The organism is Methylotenera sp. G11, from assembly GCF_000799735.1.
Taxonomy (GTDB): Bacteria; Pseudomonadota; Gammaproteobacteria; order Burkholderiales; family Methylophilaceae; genus Methylotenera.
Window position 1 is genome coordinate 418,285 of record NZ_JUHH01000001.1, and the last position, 17,409, is coordinate 435,693.

A 17,409-nucleotide genomic window follows, 5' to 3' on the forward strand; every position below is an offset into this window, starting at 1 on the left:
TATGAACGATCAAGTTGACAGTCGTAAGAGCTCACAGCCCATCGCGGTACTTGGTGCCGGCCCGATGGGGCTGGCTGTTGCATACCAGCTGGCTCTTGATGGATACCGCCCCGTATTGTTCGAGGCGGATGACCGCATAGGCGGCATGACTGCCAGTTTTGATTTCGGGGGGATTGATATAGAGCGCTATTACCATTTTCATTGCATTTCCGACCATGCTTTTTTATCCATGCTTGATGAATTAGGCCTGGGCGGAAAAATGCGGTGGGTAGAAACTAAAATGGGCTATTGGTATCAGGGGCAGCTACAGCCATGGGGAAACCCGCTGGCGCTGCTCAGGTTTCGTGGCCTCGGGCTTGCAGCCAAGCTGCGTTATGGCCTGCATGCCTATCTCTCCACTAAGCGGGTTAACTGGCAGGCGCTGGATCAGGTTGAAGCCACCGCCTGGATCAGGCGCTGGGTAGGTGACGAGGCTTATGAGGTTCTGTGGCGCAGGCTGTTCGATTATAAGTTCTATGATTATGCCGGCGGGCTTTCCGCAGCCTGGATATGGAGCCGCATACGGCGCATCGGGCGCTCACGCTACAGCCTGTTTCGTGAAAAACTGGGTTACCTGGAAGGCGGCTCCAATACACTGCTGAATGCCATCCGGGATGCGATTGTGGCAAAAGGCGGTGAAATCCGCCTGCAGGCGCCTGTGGGCAAGGTGGTCATGCAGGAGGGCAGGGTGACCGGGCTGCAAGTGAATGGCCGGTTTGAGGCCTTTGATAAAGTCATCAGTACGATACCGTTGCCGCATGTAGCCAAGCTCATGCCGGATCTGCCGCATGACGTACTGGCTGCATACCGGTCACTTAAAAACATCGCTGTGGCATGCGTCATCGTCAGGCTATCCAGGGCAGTTACAGAAAATTTCTGGCTTAACACTAACGATCCGGAAATGGATATCCCGGGCCTGGTGGAATATACGAACCTGAGGCCAATGGCGCAGCATATCGTTTACGTGCCTTTTTACATGCCTGGGGAGCATCCTAAATTCTCTGACCCTGACCAGACCTTTGCCGATAAAGTGAAGCAATACCTGAAGAAGATCAATCCGGCACTGAGCGATGAGGATTTTATTGACATCCGTGTCAGCCGCTACCGTTACGCGCAGCCGGTGTGCGAACCTGGGCACCTGAGCAGGCTGCCTCCGGTTGCATTGCCTGTCAAAGGACTCTGGGTGGCAGACACCTCTTATTATTACCCTGAAGACAGGGGAATTTCCGAAAGCATAGATTTCGGGCGAAAAATGGCAAAGGCAGCGCTGGCATGATGCGGCAATTCAAATCCAGGCAGTTTATTTTTTTCCTGGTTACCGGCGGCATCGCTGCGGCAGTGAATTTTGCCAGCCGCATCGTCTTTAACTGGTGGACCAGTTTCTCGCTGGCCATTATTCTTGCTTACGTGGCAGGAATGGCGACAGCCTTTATCCTCGCCAGGCTTTTTGTATTCAAGGATAGCCGTAAGTCTCTGCAGCGTTCCGGCATGCTGTTCGTACTGGTGAATCTCGTTGCGGTACTGCAAACCTGGTTAATCAGCATGGCATTGGCCTATTATGTGCTGCCTGCAATCGGCGTGCAGGCGTTTGTACATGAGATCGCACATGCGACAGGGTTGATCGTGCCGGTGTTTACCAGTTACATCGGCCATAAAAAATTTTCTTTCTCGTAACATTGAATTGGGTGCAATATCCATCTATAGTCACATCACATTTCTGACCTGCACCTAAGCTACCATTCATAATGAAGACTAAAAACCAGCAATACTTCGAATATCTCCAGGGCAGAAGCTGTATCGGCGGGCTATATCGCAAGTATTTCCTTTATCCCAGGCTGAATCGCTACCTGAAAGGACGTATGCTTGATGTTGGCTGCGGCATCGGTGATATGCTTGTTTTTCGCCCCAATTCCATTGGGGTGGATATTAACCAGTTAGACGTGGAGTATTGCAGGCAGCGCGGTTGCATCGCCTATGAGATGCCTATCGACAAACTGCCTTTTGAAAACAGCTGTTTTGATTCCGTGCTGCTGGATAATGTTCTTGAGCATCTGGCAGACCCGCTTCCCTTGCTTACCGAAATCAAGCGCGTGATGCGCAAGGATGCGGTTCTGCTGATCGGTGTGCCTGGCATGAAAGGGCAGTCCGCTGACCCGGACCATAAAGTCTTTTATAGCGAGGATGCATTAAATAAGCTGGCTGGTAAGCTGGGTTTTCATGTGAATGTCATGCTGCATTCACCGCTCTGGAAATCGGATTACCTGAGCAGGAAAGTTCGCCAGTATTGCATTTATTCGCAGTGGTCATTAGAAGGCTGACCCAAGTTACCCTTATGTTAAGAAGCGGTTTATCCTTAATCGTTGCTCAAAGGCTATGGCAGGGCTTTGCCGGCCTGCTGACAGTACTTGTGATCAGCTTTACTCTGACACAGGAGCAGCAAGGCTGGTATTACACTTTTTTAAGCCTGGCCGCGCTGTATTCCGTGTTTGAAATGGGACTGGCAGCCGCCCTGATCCAGGTCACTGCCCATATGTTCGTCAATATGCACTGGCTGCCCCAGGGGCGGGTGGCTGGCGATGCTGCTGCGGTTTTTTCGTCATTTTTCTCCCGCTCGGTAAAGGTTTATGCAGTTTTTGCCTTGTTGTTTTTACTGGTGGCGTTCACCGTGGGGTTCAATGTCTTCAGCCACAAGACCTCCCAGGCCGTCTCAGCGGAAACGTGGGGATTGCCGTGGGTTTTCCTGGTAATGATGACGGCATTGAACATGCTGACATTGCCATTTCTGGCAGTGGTCGAGGGCAGCGGGGAGATCGCCGAGGTGTATAAAGTCAGGCTGTTGCAGGGCGTGACAGGGGCGATTGCATGCTGGGCGGTGCTGTATCTCGGGGGCTGGCTGTGGGCAGCCATGATGATGCCGCTGTGCGGGATTATGGTGACGGTTCTGTGGATACTGAAAAAACGCAGCGGATTGCTGCGGGGGCTGGCCGGTAAAAACACAGGCGCCGGTTTTAATTGGACACATGAGATTCTTCCATTGCAATGGCGCATCGGCTTGAACTGGATCAGCGTGTTCCTGATGTCACAATTGGCTACGCCGATTTTATTTTATTACCAGAACCCGGTAGTGGCTGGGCAAATGGGGCTGTCGCTTACGATTGCCCATATGCTTGGAATTGTTGCACAGTCGTGGATCGCGCGCAGGGTGCCTGCGCTATCCCAGGCGGTGGCGAAGAAAGAGTGGGGACTACTTGACCGTTTGTTTAAAAAGGACCTCAGGCATTCGCTGCTTGTGTTTTTTGCGGGTGCGTGCGTGGTCATGGCAATGCATTCCCTGGTTGAAAAAACGGAATATTTCGCAAGGGTGCTGCCGTTCTGGCCATTTGCAGGGTTATTGGCATTCGTATTTTTTTACCATATCAATGGCGCGTTTTCTTCACAGCTGCGATCGTTCAAAAAGGAGCCTCTGGCCTGGGTGTCTTTGGCCGGCGCCTTGCTCATTCTACCGGGGTCAGTCTACGCGGCTAAACTTTACGCTGCGAGCGGGGTGGTGATGGTGATGCTCAGTGTGCAGGCTTTGTTTGTGTTCCCGCTGTCATTCTTCCTGTGGCGTCAATTTAACCGGAACTGGCGCGCGGCAGCAGGGGGCGCATAAACGATGCCTTCTATTGCAGTGATTCTGGCCGCCTACAACGGCAGCATCTGGATTCAGGAGCAGATCGCGTCCATCTTTGCCCAGAAAGACGTTGATGTGACATTGTTCGTGAGCGTCGATGTCTCCGCTGACGGCACCGAGGCCTTGGTCGAGCGCATGGCGGCGGTAGATGGCCGGATTGTCGTGCTGCCGCATGGGCAGCGTTTTGGCGGTGCTGCCCCCAATTTTTATCGCCTGGTCAGGGATGTCGATTTTGCTGCATTTGATTATGTTGCGCTCGCTGACCAGGATGACATCTGGTTAATGGATAAACTCAGCCGTGCATGCAGTGTGCTGGCAGCAGCCGGCGCTGATGCCTATTCCAGCAATGCGACTGCCTTCTGGCCAGACGGGCGGCAGATGCTGATTAGAAAATCCCAGCCGCAGGTCAAGTGGGATTTCCTGTTTGAAGCCGCCGGTCCAGGCTGTACCTATGTGCTGAGCCGGAAATTGGCGCTCGAAATACAGCATCACCTGATGTCCAAATGGGACGAGGCGCAGACTATAGGTTTACATGACTGGCTGTTTTACGCCTATGCCAGGGCTAACGGCTACCGATGGGTGATTGATGACTTCTCCGGAATTCGGTATCGCCAGCATGCGCATAACCAGGTGGGCGTGAATGCCGGGCTGAAAGCGTTTCTGCATCGGTTTACCAAGATCGCCAATGGCTGGGGATTCACGCAGGCTGCTAAAATAGCGCATATGGCGGGGGTGGCTGATGACCCGTTTGTAAGCCGCTGGGCAAACGGCAGCCGCACCGGTTTGCTGTATCTGGGTTTGCATTTTTATCAATGTCGCAGGCGGTTCAGGGATCAGGTTTTTTTCCTGCTGTCCTGTGTGCTGTTAAGTGTTCTAGGAAAGCGCAGGCAGTGAACCGATCCAGAGTATTAATTACCGGGGCCAATGGATTTGTCGGACGAGCCCTTACGCATCACATGCTTGAAAAAGGCTGGCCGGTGACTTGTGCCGTGCGTTCAGATGACAGTCCGGATGACGGGAGAGCGCGGAAAGTTATTTTACCTGCGATGGATGAGTGCACCGCATGGAGCGATGCGTTATCAGGGTGTGGCGTGGTGATTCATCTTGCGGCCCGTGTGCATGTCATGAATGAAAGCGCTGCAGACCCGCTGGCGGAGTTCAGGAAAACCAATGTCGAAGGTACGCTTAACCTTGCGCGGCAAGCCGCCGCCGCCGGAGTGAAGCGCTTTGTTTTCATCAGCTCGGTCAAGGTCAATGGCGAGCAGACATTACCGGGACAGGCTTTCACGGAGGCAGATGCTGCCAGACCGCAGGATGCTTACGGACAATCGAAATATGAGGCAGAGCAGGGCTTGATGGCGATTGCAGGGCAAACCGGCATGGAGGTTGTGATCATCAGGCCGCCGCTGATATATGGTGCGGGGGTCAAGGCAAATTTTGCCAGCATGCTTGATTACGTCAAACGCGGCATACCGCTGCCGTTGGGGGCTATCCATAATAAGCGCAGTTTTGTTTACCTGGGCAACCTGTTAAGTCTGATCGAATGTTGTGCTGATCACCCTGCAGCGGCAAACCAGGTATTCCTGGTTTCCGACGGAAATGACCTGTCGACGACAGCACTGCTGCGCGGTTGTGCCACGGCATTGGGCATAGAAGCGAGGCTTTTGCCGGTGCCGCAGGGGCTGATAGCGTTTTGTGCCGCAATCCTGGGTAAAAAAGCAGTGGCGCAGCGGCTATGCGGGAATCTGCAGGTGGATATCAGCAAGGCACGTACCGTGCTTGGCTGGACTCCCCCGGTTTCGGTGGCGGATGGTCTGCGGGCAACCGTGGTTGATTTGTTTAAGATGGATAAAGAATGAAACGTTTTTTTGATTTATGCCTGTCGCTGTTTGCATGCATCATTTTGCTTTTGCCTATATTGCTTGTGGCGCTCATGGTGCGCATGACTTCTGCCGGCCCGGTCATTTACTGGTCTGACCGGGTAGGGCGCAACAACCGGGTATTCAGAATGCCCAAGTTCCGCACGATGCGGGTTGATACGCCTGCGGTGGCGACCCATCTGCTGGGTGATCCTGACCGCTATTTGACGCCGGTTGGGTCTTTTTTGCGTAAATCCAGCCTGGATGAGTTGCCGCAGCTATGGAGTATCGTGCATGGCGACATGAGTTTTGTCGGGCCCCGCCCCGCATTGTTCAATCAGGATGACCTGATCGGGCTGCGTACGCAATATGGCGTGCATGCACTGACGCCCGGCCTGACAGGCTGGGCTCAGATCAATGGCCGTGACGAGCTGCCGATCCCGGATAAGGTCAAGCTGGATGTGGAGTATATGCAGCGGCAGTCTTTTCTGATGGACATGAAAATTATTGTTCTCACTTTTGTGAAAGTGCTGAGCAGAGAAGGTATACAGCATTAAAATAGATAAAGTTAATCCAATAAAAGACATTACATGAATAAAACACCGATTAACCTCCGTACTTTTCTTGCGTTGCTGCATGATATTGCCGCTGCCGCGATTGCCTGGGTGAGCGCTTATCTGCTGCGTTTTAACTTTGCCATTCCGGAGGAGTTCACTGCCAGCATGCTGCATTCATTAAGCTGGGTGGTGTCCCTGCAAACGCTGGTGTTCATCAGTTTAGGTCTCTACCGTGGCGTATGGCGCTTTGCGAGCGTTTCAGACCTCAAACGCATCTGCCTGGCAATAGCATCGGCAACCGCGCTGGTTATTGCTGCAATCTTCATGCTGCAAACCGGTATCGTGATACCGCGTTCGGTCATCATACTGGACCCGCTCCTGCTTATCCTGATGATGGGTGGCAGCCGCTTTGCCTACCGGGCATGGAAAGAGCATCAGCTCTACGGTATCACGCTCAAGCAAGGCCGCCCGGTGATCGTGCTGGGGGCTGGTGAAGCTGCGGTGGCTTTGGTCAAGGACCTGACGCGAAGCACGCAATGGCAGGTTGTCGGGTTGCTGGATGATGACAGCAGAATGCTGGGACGTGAAGTTTTTGGTGTAAAGGTTCACGGTGCAATCCATACCCTCAGCGCAGTCAGCCAGCGTTTGAATGTTGACCATGTGATCATTGCGATGCCTTCTGCGCATCACCAGAAGCGCAGGCAGGCGATCGAGCTGGCTAACCAGCTTGGCCTGGAAGTGCTGACGGTGCCGGCCATCGATGACCTGATCAGCGGCAAGGTCAGCGTGTCGCAGATCCGCAGGGTGGATGTTGAGGATTTGCTCGGCAGGGATGCTGTCAGCCTGGATAACTCAGGTTTGACGAAACTGATTGGCCGGCAGACGGTGCTGGTAAGCGGAGCAGGCGGTTCAATCGGTTCCGAACTTTGCCGACAGATCGTGAAGTTCAATCCTGACGTGCTGATCTGCCTGGATATTTCAGAGTTCTCGTTATATCAGCTTGAACAGGAACTGGCTTCACGGCAGTTGCCGACCAGGCTGGTATATGTGACTACCGATGTTAAAAACAAGGAGAGGGTGGCCAGCTTGCTTGCTCAATACCAGCCTTCGGTGGTGTTCCATGCCGCAGCCTATAAGCATGTGCCGATGATGGAAACGGCCAATGTATGGGAAGCCTTGTCAAATAATGTGGTTGGCACACATACGCTGGCCCAGGCCTGCAAAGAGGCCGGCGTGTCAAAATTCGTACTGATTTCAACAGATAAGGCGGTAAACCCTACCAATGTAATGGGGGCAAGCAAACGCCTCGCGGAAATGGTCTGCCAGGGCCTGCAGGATGACCTTGCCGAAGATATGGCCGGCACCCGTTTCGTGATCGTGCGTTTTGGCAATGTGCTAGGCAGCAGCGGCAGCGTGATCCCGAAATTCCGTGAGCAGATCGCCAAAGGCGGCCCGGTCACGATTACACACCCGGAAATCACGCGCTATTTCATGTCTATCCCTGAAGCCGCGCAGCTGGTCATGCAGGCCGGGCTGATGGGCAAGGGCGGCGAGATATTTGTGCTTGATATGGGAGAGCCGGTCAAGATCGCTGCCCTGGCAGCTGACATGATCAGGTTGTCAGGTTTGCAGCCCGATGAGATTAAAATTGAATACGTAGGGCTGCGCCCCGGCGAAAAGCTGTATGAAGAATTGCTGGCAGACGATGAACACACGATGCCGACGCCGCATGATAAGCTGCGTATCGCAAAGGCCAGGAAATCTGATTCCGCCTGGGTGAAAAGGCTTTTGAACTGGATTGCGGGCGCGACCAATGCCGATGAGAATGTCCTGAAAGCAGAATTGGCCGTCTGGGTGGAGGAGTATAACCCCCAGATCCAGATCGACACGAAAACGGCGTCTATGGCTCATCCCGAACAGCTGACGCTGCATTAGAAGCTTTTAGTTGCAGCATGATTCTTTTAACAATATTTCCCGGCAGGTGATCAATTGAGTACACTACATCCACAGCACTTGCTTGAACAGGCTGAGTTAATCCATTCCACCGAGGTGATTCACGCCGCAATCCGCAGGCTGGGAGCAGAAATCTCCAGCGTACTGGAGCATGAAAACCCTGTCGTCTTGTGTGTGGTGAGCGGTGGAATTGTCTTTACCGGGCAATTGCTGATGCAGTTTGATTTCCCGATGGAACTGGACTATGTGCATGCCAGCCGCTACCAGAATGCAACCGTGGGTCGCTCCCTTGAGTGGGAGGTGCTGCCCAAGCTCAAGCTGGACAATCGTACCGTATTGCTGGTTGATGATATCCTTGATCAAGGCGTTACCCTGAAGGCCATACAGGACAAGTGCTTTGAATTAGGCGCGGCAAAAGTGCTGAGCGCGGTTCTGGTGGAAAAGCTGCTTGACCAGGAAAAGCCGATTGCCGCTGATTTTGTAGGGCTTGTGGTGCCCGATCGCTATGTATTCGGTTACGGTATGGACGTTTATGGATGGTGGCGCAACCTGCCTGCCATCTATGCTTTAAAGGCGTCATGATCTCCTTGTAACGACCTGTCATAAAACTGACAGAACGGTTGAATTCATAACGATTCCCAGAAATGTAAATAACGGTAACTTTTGTAAACTACTGTTAATTAAGTATTTTTTTCTCTGGCACCTATTTTGCGTGTATTAAAGCATCGTAGGTAAGCGTTCGACAGGTGCATCAAAATGGATATTGAAGTTAAAGGATATTATCTGGACAGGCTGTTCTCAGCGATCCAGCGATCTAATAAAGTAAAAAGACATGTCGATTTTTTTACGTGGCTGCAGAACTCCGTTGCAGAGTTTATTCCGCACGATGCGCTGCTGGCAGCCTGGGGCAATTTCAGCGAAGGCGCTGATAATGCCAGGCTTCAGTATGACGTGGCCTCCAGTCTTGATGCATTCAATACGCGCGCCATCATCGGGGCATCAAAAGAAGTCAATCAATGCATGGCCTATCTGTATCAGCTATGGCTGGATAATAACCGTCATTTCTATGCGCTGAATAATTTCGGTACCAGTGAATTTGATTGCAAATTCCGTAAAGTGTTTCCTGAACTGCCGAATGAGCTCAACTCACTGTTGGTGTTCGGCGTGAGTGACCTGCGTGGCGGCAACGATTGCCTGTATGTATTTTTCAGCAAATACAATAAGTTTCAGATCAAGAATACCGTGATGGATTTCATGATGCCGCACATTGATTATGTGCTAAGGAAGATCCAGCATTTAGGTCCCGTAAAAACCCTTTCCAAGATCAGTCTGCCGTTTAATCTATCCTCTCTTACAGAGAGGGAGCTGGAAGTCATTGAATGGATCAAGGCGGGTAAAACCAATCAGGAAATTGCAACCATCCTTGACATCACCCAGAACACCGTAAAAAGCCATCTGAAAAGAATCTATCAGAAACTGAATGTCGGTAAACGGGCGCAGGCTGTAGCGTTATTGGCAAAGCATTGAATAACAGTGCCGAGCGTTAAATCGGAATATTCCGAAAATGGCTTCGGTCTGTCAGCTTGTGATTTTTCTGTATTGACTGCGATATATTTTTACAGGCAGCATAATGAATGCTGATGCAATGATATGTGAACGTGAAGAGTAGGCTATAATGCGCCTATGTCTGATGCGTTAACTACTGCGATGTACAAATCATTACTTGTACATCAGTGCTACACCACAATCCCTTGAGAACATCTATGAACAAGGGTTTGATGGTGCCCAAAAGAGGACTCGAACCTCCACATCTTTCGATACTAGTACCTGAAACTAGCGCGTCTACCAATTCCGCCATCTGGGCTTTTGTTTGCAAAATAACTATACTGCAACAAGAGAGACGCAATTTTATATTAAAGGCAGGCTTTGTCAATGACTAAACATAAAAATAAAACAAATAGAAGTAATGATCCACATGCAGCACGTGAAGCAAGCCGGTATGAAACGCCATTGCCGAGCCGAGAGTTGATCCTGAGTACCATGGCGGACCAGGGCGTTCCGCTCAGTGTGGAGCAGCTTTATATACTGCTGGATATCAGCGGAGATGAACGCGAGATTTTCAATCGGCGCCTCAGGGCCATGGAACGCGAAGGCCAGATCATGCAGAACAGAAAGGGCGCCTTATGCATTACCGACAAGCTGGATCTGATTGCCGGTGTCGTGCAGGGGCATCCTGATGGCTTCGGTTTTCTTGTCCCCGATGACAAAACCAAAACCAATGGCGAGGATTTATTCCTGAGCCCCAAGGAAATGTCACAGGTCATGCATGGCGACCGTGCCATGGTGCGCATGAGCGGCCTGGATCGAAGAGGGCGCCCGGAGGGCAAGATCGTGGAAGTGCTGGATCGCCGCACACAGAAGCTTGTAGGCCGCGTTATCCAGTCGAGCGGTGTGACTATCGTAGCTGCGGAAGATAAACGTGTTAACCAGGATATCCTGATTCCATATCATCTGGATATGGGTGCCAAATCCGGCCAGGTGGTGATGGTGGAACTGACCGCACAGCCATCCGCGCATGCGCAACCGATGGGTAAGATCATCGAGATTCTGGGCAATTATGCCGATAGCGGCATGGAGATTGAAATTGCCTTGCGCAAACACAACCTTCCGCACGAGTTTAGCGCGGAGGCGGTAAGGATTGCAGAGTCATATCCTAAATCAGTTCAGGCGGATGATTTTAAAGGCCGGATCGATTGCCGTGAAATGCCTTTGATTACGATTGATGGCGAAACGGCACGTGATTTTGATGATGCGGTATTTGCCGAACGTCAGGGCAAGGGCTGGCGTCTGGTTGTGGCAATTGCCGATGTCAGTTTTTATGTGAAACCCAAAGATGCTTTAGATAAGGATGCTTATGACCGCGGCAATTCGGTGTATTTTCCGCGCCGCGTGATACCGATGCTGCCAGAAGCCCTGTCTAATGGCTTGTGTTCGCTGAATCCTGATGTAGAGCGGCTCTGCATGATCTGCGATATGCAGATCGATGGCGCCGGTATCGTCAAGCAATATAAGTTTTACCCATCTGTGATGCGCTCCAAAGCGCGGATGACGTATACCAAAGTCTACGATATCCTGCAGAACCCGGAAGGTGAACTGGCGCATGAATATGCATGGCTGAACCCGCATTTGCAGAACTTGTACAGCGTGTATCAATTGCTGCTCAAACAGCGTGAGAAGCGCGGTGCGATTGAGTTTGAGTCATCAGAAACCATCATGGTGTTCAATGAGAACGGCAAGATTGAGCGCATAGAGCCAAGCGTGCGCAATGAAGCGCATCGGTTGATTGAAGAATGTATGCTGGCTGCCAATGTCTGTGCGTCCGAGTTCCTGAAAAAACATGAGCACCCGGCTTTGTATCGTATTCATGAAGGCCCGACACCCGAAAAACTGGAGCTGCTGCGTACCTTCATGGCTGAGTTCGGGTTCGGTGTAGGCGGCGGTGAATCGCCCCAGGCCAAAGATTACTGCAAACTGCTGGATCGCATCAAAGACCGGCCAGATGCGCAGCTATTGCAGACGGTATTGCTGCGCTCCATGCAACAGGCGGTTTACAGCCCTGACAATGTCGGCCATTTCGGCCTTGCCTATGACGCTTATGCGCATTTTACGTCGCCTATACGGCGTTATCCCGATTTGCTGATACACCGGGCTATCAAAGCAGTGTTGAACGGCGATAAATATAAAGCTGGAGACTGGAGCGAATTGGGCATACATTGCTCCATGACCGAACGGCGGGCAGATGATGCTACGCGCGATGTAACGAATTGGCTCAAATGTTTCTATATGCAGGACAGGATAGGCGAAGTGTTCGAAGGCACGGTTGCCGGCGTGACCAGTTTTGGTCTGTTTGTGGCATTGGATGGCGTCTACGTTGAAGGGCTGCTGCATGTGACCGAACTGGGCAATGACTACTTCCACTATGATAAGGCGCGCCACGAAATGGCCGGTGAACGTACCGGTGTACGTTATCGCCTGGGAGACAGGTTAACGGTCAAGTTGGTACGTGTTGACTTGGAAACCACAAAAATAGATTTTACTTTAGTAAATAAAAACAATGAATTAGATGCTAAACCTGAAGTTGAATATGCTAAAAAACCCGCGGCAGTTAAAACGAGCGTTAAAAGCCAAACTGCGGTAAAATCCACGCCTAAATCTGAAGGCAGTAAACCTGATGCCGCATTTGGCAGGAAGCCGGCCAGCCGGTCAGCTAAAGGTGCTGCCAAACCAGCTGCCGGTTCAGCAAAACCCAAGCCAGAGAGTAAACCAGTTAAATCTAAAAAAGTGGCTAAGAAAACCACGAAACGCAAGGTGAAAAAATGAGTGATGCACGTATCCTGTTTGGCTTTCATGCAGTATTAAGCCGTTTACGCCAACATAGCGCGAGTGTACAGGAGATTTTAATCGATCGTGACCGTGTGGATGCACGTATGAAAGACCTGCTCAGCATGGCTGAATCTGCCGGTGTGCGCATCATGCAGGTAGAGCGTGCGCGCCTGGATGGCATGGTCGGCATGAATGGCCGCCATCAGGGCGTGATTGCACGCGTGGTAGATACGCCTATCCCTTACAAGGATATCCATGACATTCTGGAATCCGACCTTAAAGAGCCGGCGTTTTTCCTGATTCTGGATGGTGTTGAAGACCCGCACAATCTGGGCGCATGCCTGCGGGTTGCAGATGCCATGGGCGTGCATGCGGTGATTGCGCCTAAAGACAGAGCCGCTGGCTTGAATGCCACCGTGCGTAAAGTGGCGTGCGGTGCAGCGGAGACCGTTCCGTTCATTGCCGTGACCAATCTGGCCAGAACCATACGGGAGTTGAAAGAGGCCGGCGTTTTTGTCGTAGGTACGACCATGGATGCCCCAGGCACTTTGCTGAACACCAAGCTGGAAGGGCCGATCGCACTGGTGTTGGGTGCCGAAGGTGATGGCATGCGTCGCCTGACGCAGGAAACCTGTGATGCACTGATTACGATCCCGATGTACGGCTCTGTCGAAAGCCTGAATGTAAGCGTTGCCAGCGGTATCTGCCTATACGAGATACGCCGCCAGCGTGAACAGGTTTAACAACCACAAATGCGTAAATGCAAGCTATGAAAGTGCAAGTTGTGAACAGCTAAGCGAAACAAACAGGCCTTCATTCATGAAGGCCTGTTTGTTTTTAAAACCGGGCGCTAAGTGAGCGCAGCGTCTGCTAATCCGATGATAACTGCAATACCTGAAGTGTTCTTGCGCGAACCTTTTTCAGCAGCCCTGCATCATCAATCAATGATTCGCCGTAGCTCGGCACCAGTGCTTTTAACTTTTGCTGCCATTCTGGGCTTGCCAGTTGCGACTTGAAGCAGCGCTCTATCACATTGATCATGGCCTGTACGGACACCGATGCGCCCGGGGATGCGCCCAGCAGGGCTGCAATACTCCCATCTGCCGAATTGACAATCTCGGTGCCGAATTCCAGTTTCCCGCTTTTATATTCACACTTTTTGATGATCTGCACACGTTTACCGGCATTCTGCAGGTGCCAGCTGCTATCAACCGCCTGTGGGTAGAATTTGCGCAGGGTATCCATGCGTGATGCGTGAGATTGCAGCGCCTCGCCCACCAAATAACGTGTCAGGTCGAAATTATGCCAGGCTACGCCCAGCAACGGCTTCAGGTTATTCGCCCTGATGGACTTGAACAGATCCAGATACGAACCTTGTTTCAGGAACTTGGTTGTGAATCCGGCATATGGGCCGAATAATAAGGCCGGTTCACCATTGATGATGCGCAAATCCAGGTGCGGGACAGACATCGGTGGCGCCCCCAGGGCGGCCTTGCCGTAGACCTTGCTATGATGCTGTCTGATCACATCCGGGTCTTTGCATACCAGCCATTGCCCGCTGACAGGAAAGCCGGCGTAGCCATAGCTTTCGGGAATTTTAGATTTCTGCAGCAATTCCAATGCGCCGCCACCCGCGCCAAGAAATATGAAACCGGCATCAACCGTTGATGTTGCGCCATCGTTGATGTTCGTTAATTTAACCTGCCAGCGACCATTGCCGGTTTGTTTTAATGCGCTGACTTCGGTGTTCAGCTTTAACGTAAAGTTGTCCCTGGCTTGCAGGGATGCCAGCAGGCTGCGGGTCAGCGCGCCAAAGTTCACATCGCTTCCGTAGCTCACACGGGTAGCGGCAACCGGCTGCCCGTCTTCCCTGTGCTGCATGATCAGGGGCATCCACTCCCGTAATCTTGCCTGATCATCGCTATATTCCAGGTCCTGGAATAAATGATGTGTTGAGAGCGCCGCATGGCGTTTGCGCAGAAAGTCGATATCCGCTTCACCCCAGACAAAACTCAGGTGGGGCACCGCGTTGATGAAATTTTTCGGTGACGGTAATACATTCTTTTCAACCAGTGAAGACCATAGCTGCAAAGAGACTTCAAATGAAGCATTGATGGCGAGCGCGCGGCTGGTCACTACGTTGCCTGCATCATCCATTGGCGTATAGTTCAATTCACAGTAGCCGGCGTGGCCGGTGCCTGCATTGTTCCATGCATCGGTGCTCTCGGCGGCTGCATCGGGCAGGCGTTCGAGCATCATGATGTTCAATGAGGAATCCAGTTCCGACAGCAGGGCAGCCAGGGTAGTGCTCATGACGCCGCTGCCGACTAATAGTACATCTACTTTTTTTTCATTCATATCGTGATTGCCAGGCAAGGTTACTGGTTTGGTTTGTTTGTGATGGATAACAGCACATCAACATCTTTGTTATCCAGTTTTGCGGTCGGGTTAAGCCCATCAGCATAATGTGAGTGATGGAAATTATGACATGACATGCAATTGCTCGCGATTCGCTTATGTTTTGGCGTGTTGCCGGAGTGGCATTGCAGGCAGGATTTGCGGTCAGGTATCGCCACATCTGCGCTGCTTTCCGACTCTTCCACTTTATGGCAGCTGATGCATTGCTGCGTGCGGTGGGCGCCATGGTTAAACTGCGCCTTGCTGAACCAGTCCTGGTTGATGCGCAGCGGAGCCACGCGCCACGGCTGGGCGCTGCCTTCTTTTGATTCCGTGATTTCATGGCAATAAGCGCAGCCGTTTTTCATCAGGTTGTCGGAATAGCTTGAAAACTGTTTTGGCGCATATAACTTCAATGCGTTGAATACATTCTGTTCATTGCCGTGCGGCACCGTTATTTTCAGGTCTTTAGGTCCCAGTTCCAGCTCTTTGGCATGGCAGGAAACGCAATTGTTTTTAAAAGTAAGCGGTTTGAAGCGCATTTCCTTACCTTCGGGCACATGGCAGTTGGTGCAGGAAAGCTCGCGCACATCCCAGATGCCATTAGGCCCCTGTACCTTACCTGTGTGCTGGTAATGCGGAAATTTTAGCCCGGACTTTTCAACCAGGCGCGCTTTATCTGATTGGGGGATTCTTTCCACATCTGTCGCAGCATCGCCTGTCCTGAATGTGAGCTTGAATTCCGGGTGATCGCTGTCGAAGTCATGCACATTCGAAAGCGTTGTTTTTGCATCGATCGCCTTGATGTTGCCGTGGCATTTGACGCACATGCCGTTATCCTGCTTTGCAAGCGGATGCGGCGCTTTGTGTTCTTCATGACATTCTGCGCAGCGTGTGGTGCCGATAAAGCGGTGTGCCGCGTTGAAGGTGTTTTTCTGCAATGCGGAATCCGCAATATGCGGTCCGATGTCGCGGTGACAGGTCATGCAGGCTTTGTCTGAAACTTTTTGCAGCGGTACCTGGTGGCAATTGAAACACTGGGAACCGAAATGCATGTGTGAAGCCGATATGCGCCCGGGGCTCCATATGCGGTCGAAGCCGAACGGTAATTCCGCCATGGCTTTATGTACCGGAGGCATCAGGTTCTGCATCAGCGGCAACACCAGCCCCAGCATGGTGATCATGATGGCAAGGAAGATCGATAAACGCCTTTTAAAGGAAGATGCGCCAGCAAGTGGCTTGTGGGTGCGTGCCTTGAGATCCTGGAAATCATCCGGCATGCGATGCGCCAGTACCAGTGAAATCGCCAGGTCAACGTCTGGCGGGGCAGGTTCAACTTTCAATTCATATGGCCCCACCATTAACCTGGTGCCATAAGCGAGTTCCGTGCCCGGTATCAGCGCGCCATCCATTTCGAGTTCACCGTTTAATGCCTGCACGACAAAATGGCCTTCTACGTTTTGCTTGATCACCGCGTGATGCATGGACAGGCGAGGATCCGGCAGATGCACGTTGCATTCAGCGCCGCGGCCAAGCATCAGCTCATGGGCGGCGATGGTGCGGTAGCTCCTGACCGGCAAGCCGCGGGAGTTGTAGGTGATTTTTATTAAAAGGCAATTAAACATAGGGTAGTTTCAATCAATTCATCGTTTGAGCGCATTGCCGTGCTGGCTGCCGCTCATATCACGCATTGCCGGATGTCCTTTTCATTTTTTTACCAGTAAACAAATACGGCAATGATGTGCGCCGTCATTGCCACCAGCAGGGCGATAGTAAAGGGAACATGCAGATACAGCCAGATGCCTAGCCGTGCACGGTACATCAGATCCTGGCGGGCGCGTTTCACCAGCGACAGGCGGCGTACCATGATGGTGTATAGCTCACGGTACAGCTTGCGCTGATCAGGCGTGAGTTCATTCGCCATCGCTGTCAGGTCATCCACGGCCTGTGCGGAAGGGCAGTTGGGCTGGTAGCCTCGCAGCTGGTCAATGAGCCCCAGGCCTATTGATGTCTCCCGGCAGGCGCGCGACACCGTGTTGTTGATGGCGTCAGGCATGACGAGTGCGATCTGGCGCGCAAGCTTGTCGGCCTCCGCAATGCGCAGCAATAAGCTATCCAGGCTATCTTCGCCCATATTCTCGCTCATCTGGCGCGGGTAAATCATGTAGGTATAGTTGCCGAAAAAACCGCTGGCGACCACAACCAGCAGCAAGGCATAAGCCAGCGTATGGATGTTGATGCCATAATGAAAACCGCTATGCAGGGTAACCAGAACCGTCATGGCCGTGCCCAGGTAAATGTGTGCGGACAGCCACCCCTGTGTCGAACCGCTGCTGCGGTAACGTCTTTTGCGGATGCCGTACCATGCCATCCATAACACCATCAGTGCGGAAACCGTACCCAAGCCATAACCGAGCACGCTGCCGCCATAATGGCCTACCGCCGGCTCAAAGATCAGGTAAGCGGCGAAGGCAACCAGGATAACAAGGACTGCAATCTTGAAATAGCGATAGTTTTTGTAATCGAAAATATTGCCGCGCTGCATCAG

At 52.0% G+C, this 17,409-nt stretch carries 15 protein-coding genes and 1 tRNA gene; 12 read left to right on the forward strand and 4 right to left on the reverse strand.

Translation table 11 applies throughout. From position 1 onward, the window contains the following. Position 1 precedes the first annotated feature (1 nt). From GQ51_RS01975 to epsA, 10 genes are all read left to right on the forward strand, one after another. The gene (locus GQ51_RS01975) at positions 2-1,315 is read left to right on the forward strand and encodes an NAD(P)/FAD-dependent oxidoreductase (protein WP_047549161.1); all 1,314 of its coding nucleotides are present in this window, start codon (positions 2-4) and stop codon (positions 1,313-1,315) included. Beyond that, complete coding sequence (locus GQ51_RS01980; RefSeq protein ID WP_047549164.1) at positions 1,312-1,713, forward strand: GtrA family protein; 402 nt, start codon at positions 1,312-1,314, stop codon at positions 1,711-1,713. Before GQ51_RS01975 ends, GQ51_RS01980 begins: the two co-directional genes overlap by 4 nt. Before the next feature lie 71 nt (positions 1,714-1,784). Then, positions 1,785-2,357 carry a class I SAM-dependent methyltransferase gene (locus GQ51_RS01985; RefSeq protein WP_047549167.1) on the forward strand — a complete coding sequence of 191 codons (573 nt, stop codon included), beginning with the start codon at positions 1,785-1,787 and terminating at the stop codon, positions 2,355-2,357. Positions 2,358-2,371: 14 nt separating this feature from the next. Further along, positions 2,372-3,691: a hypothetical protein gene (locus tag GQ51_RS01990; RefSeq protein ID WP_047549171.1), complete on the forward strand. Its 1,320-nt coding sequence runs from the start codon at positions 2,372-2,374 to the stop codon at positions 3,689-3,691. A 3-nt stretch (positions 3,692-3,694) separates the two neighbouring features. Next, positions 3,695-4,606: a glycosyltransferase gene (locus tag GQ51_RS01995; protein ID WP_047549174.1), complete on the forward strand. Its 912-nt coding sequence runs from the start codon at positions 3,695-3,697 to the stop codon at positions 4,604-4,606. Then, entirely contained in the window at positions 4,525-5,571 is a 1,047-nt protein-coding gene (locus GQ51_RS02000; RefSeq protein ID WP_081987064.1) for a UDP-glucose 4-epimerase family protein, read from the forward strand. The genes GQ51_RS01995 and GQ51_RS02000 overlap by 82 nt, the downstream gene beginning before the upstream one ends. Then, entirely contained in the window at positions 5,568-6,128 is a 561-nt protein-coding gene (locus tag GQ51_RS02005; protein WP_047549180.1) for a sugar transferase, read from the forward strand. Before GQ51_RS02000 ends, GQ51_RS02005 begins: the two co-directional genes overlap by 4 nt. Positions 6,129-6,161: 33 nt before the next feature. Beyond that, positions 6,162-8,063 (forward strand): polysaccharide biosynthesis protein, encoded by a 1,902-nt coding sequence (locus GQ51_RS02010; protein WP_047549183.1) that lies wholly within the window; start codon positions 6,162-6,164, stop codon positions 8,061-8,063. Positions 8,064-8,117: 54 nt separating this feature from the next. Beyond that, complete coding sequence (locus tag GQ51_RS02015) at positions 8,118-8,663, forward strand: hypoxanthine-guanine phosphoribosyltransferase (RefSeq protein WP_047549186.1); 546 nt, start codon at positions 8,118-8,120, stop codon at positions 8,661-8,663. A gap of 174 nt (positions 8,664-8,837) precedes the next feature. Then, positions 8,838-9,608, forward strand: coding sequence for an XrtB/PEP-CTERM-associated transcriptional regulator EpsA (epsA, locus tag GQ51_RS02020; protein WP_047549189.1), 771 nt, complete (start codon positions 8,838-8,840; stop codon positions 9,606-9,608). A 252-nt stretch (positions 9,609-9,860) separates the two neighbouring features. On the opposite strand, the gene GQ51_RS02025 is transcribed toward epsA, so the two are convergent. Continuing rightward, a tRNA-Leu gene (locus GQ51_RS02025) sits at positions 9,861-9,945 on the reverse strand. A 68-nt stretch (positions 9,946-10,013) separates the two neighbouring features. Between GQ51_RS02025 and rnr the strand changes: the two genes are divergently transcribed. Next, positions 10,014-12,461 (forward strand): ribonuclease R, encoded by a 2,448-nt coding sequence (gene rnr / locus GQ51_RS02030; RefSeq protein ID WP_052177642.1) that lies wholly within the window; start codon positions 10,014-10,016, stop codon positions 12,459-12,461. Continuing rightward, positions 12,458-13,207, forward strand: a complete 750-nt coding sequence (rlmB, locus tag GQ51_RS02035; RefSeq protein ID WP_047549193.1) for a 23S rRNA (guanosine(2251)-2'-O)-methyltransferase RlmB — start codon at positions 12,458-12,460, stop codon at positions 13,205-13,207. The genes rnr and rlmB overlap by 4 nt, the downstream gene beginning before the upstream one ends. Positions 13,208-13,334: 127 nt before the next feature. On the opposite strand, the gene mqo is transcribed toward rlmB, so the two are convergent. From mqo to GQ51_RS02050, 3 genes are all read right to left on the reverse strand, one after another. Further along, a complete protein-coding gene (gene mqo / locus GQ51_RS02040) occupies positions 13,335-14,822 on the reverse strand; it encodes a malate dehydrogenase (quinone) (RefSeq protein ID WP_047549196.1) in 1,488 nt (495 codons plus the stop codon). Between the two features lie 20 nt (positions 14,823-14,842). Continuing rightward, entirely contained in the window at positions 14,843-16,486 is a 1,644-nt protein-coding gene (locus GQ51_RS02045) for a cytochrome c3 family protein (protein WP_047549199.1), read from the reverse strand. An 89-nt stretch (positions 16,487-16,575) separates the two neighbouring features. Then, positions 16,576-17,406 carry a hypothetical protein gene (locus GQ51_RS02050; protein WP_047549202.1) on the reverse strand — a complete coding sequence of 277 codons (831 nt, stop codon included), beginning with the start codon at positions 17,404-17,406 and terminating at the stop codon, positions 16,576-16,578. Positions 17,407-17,409 lie beyond the last annotated feature (3 nt).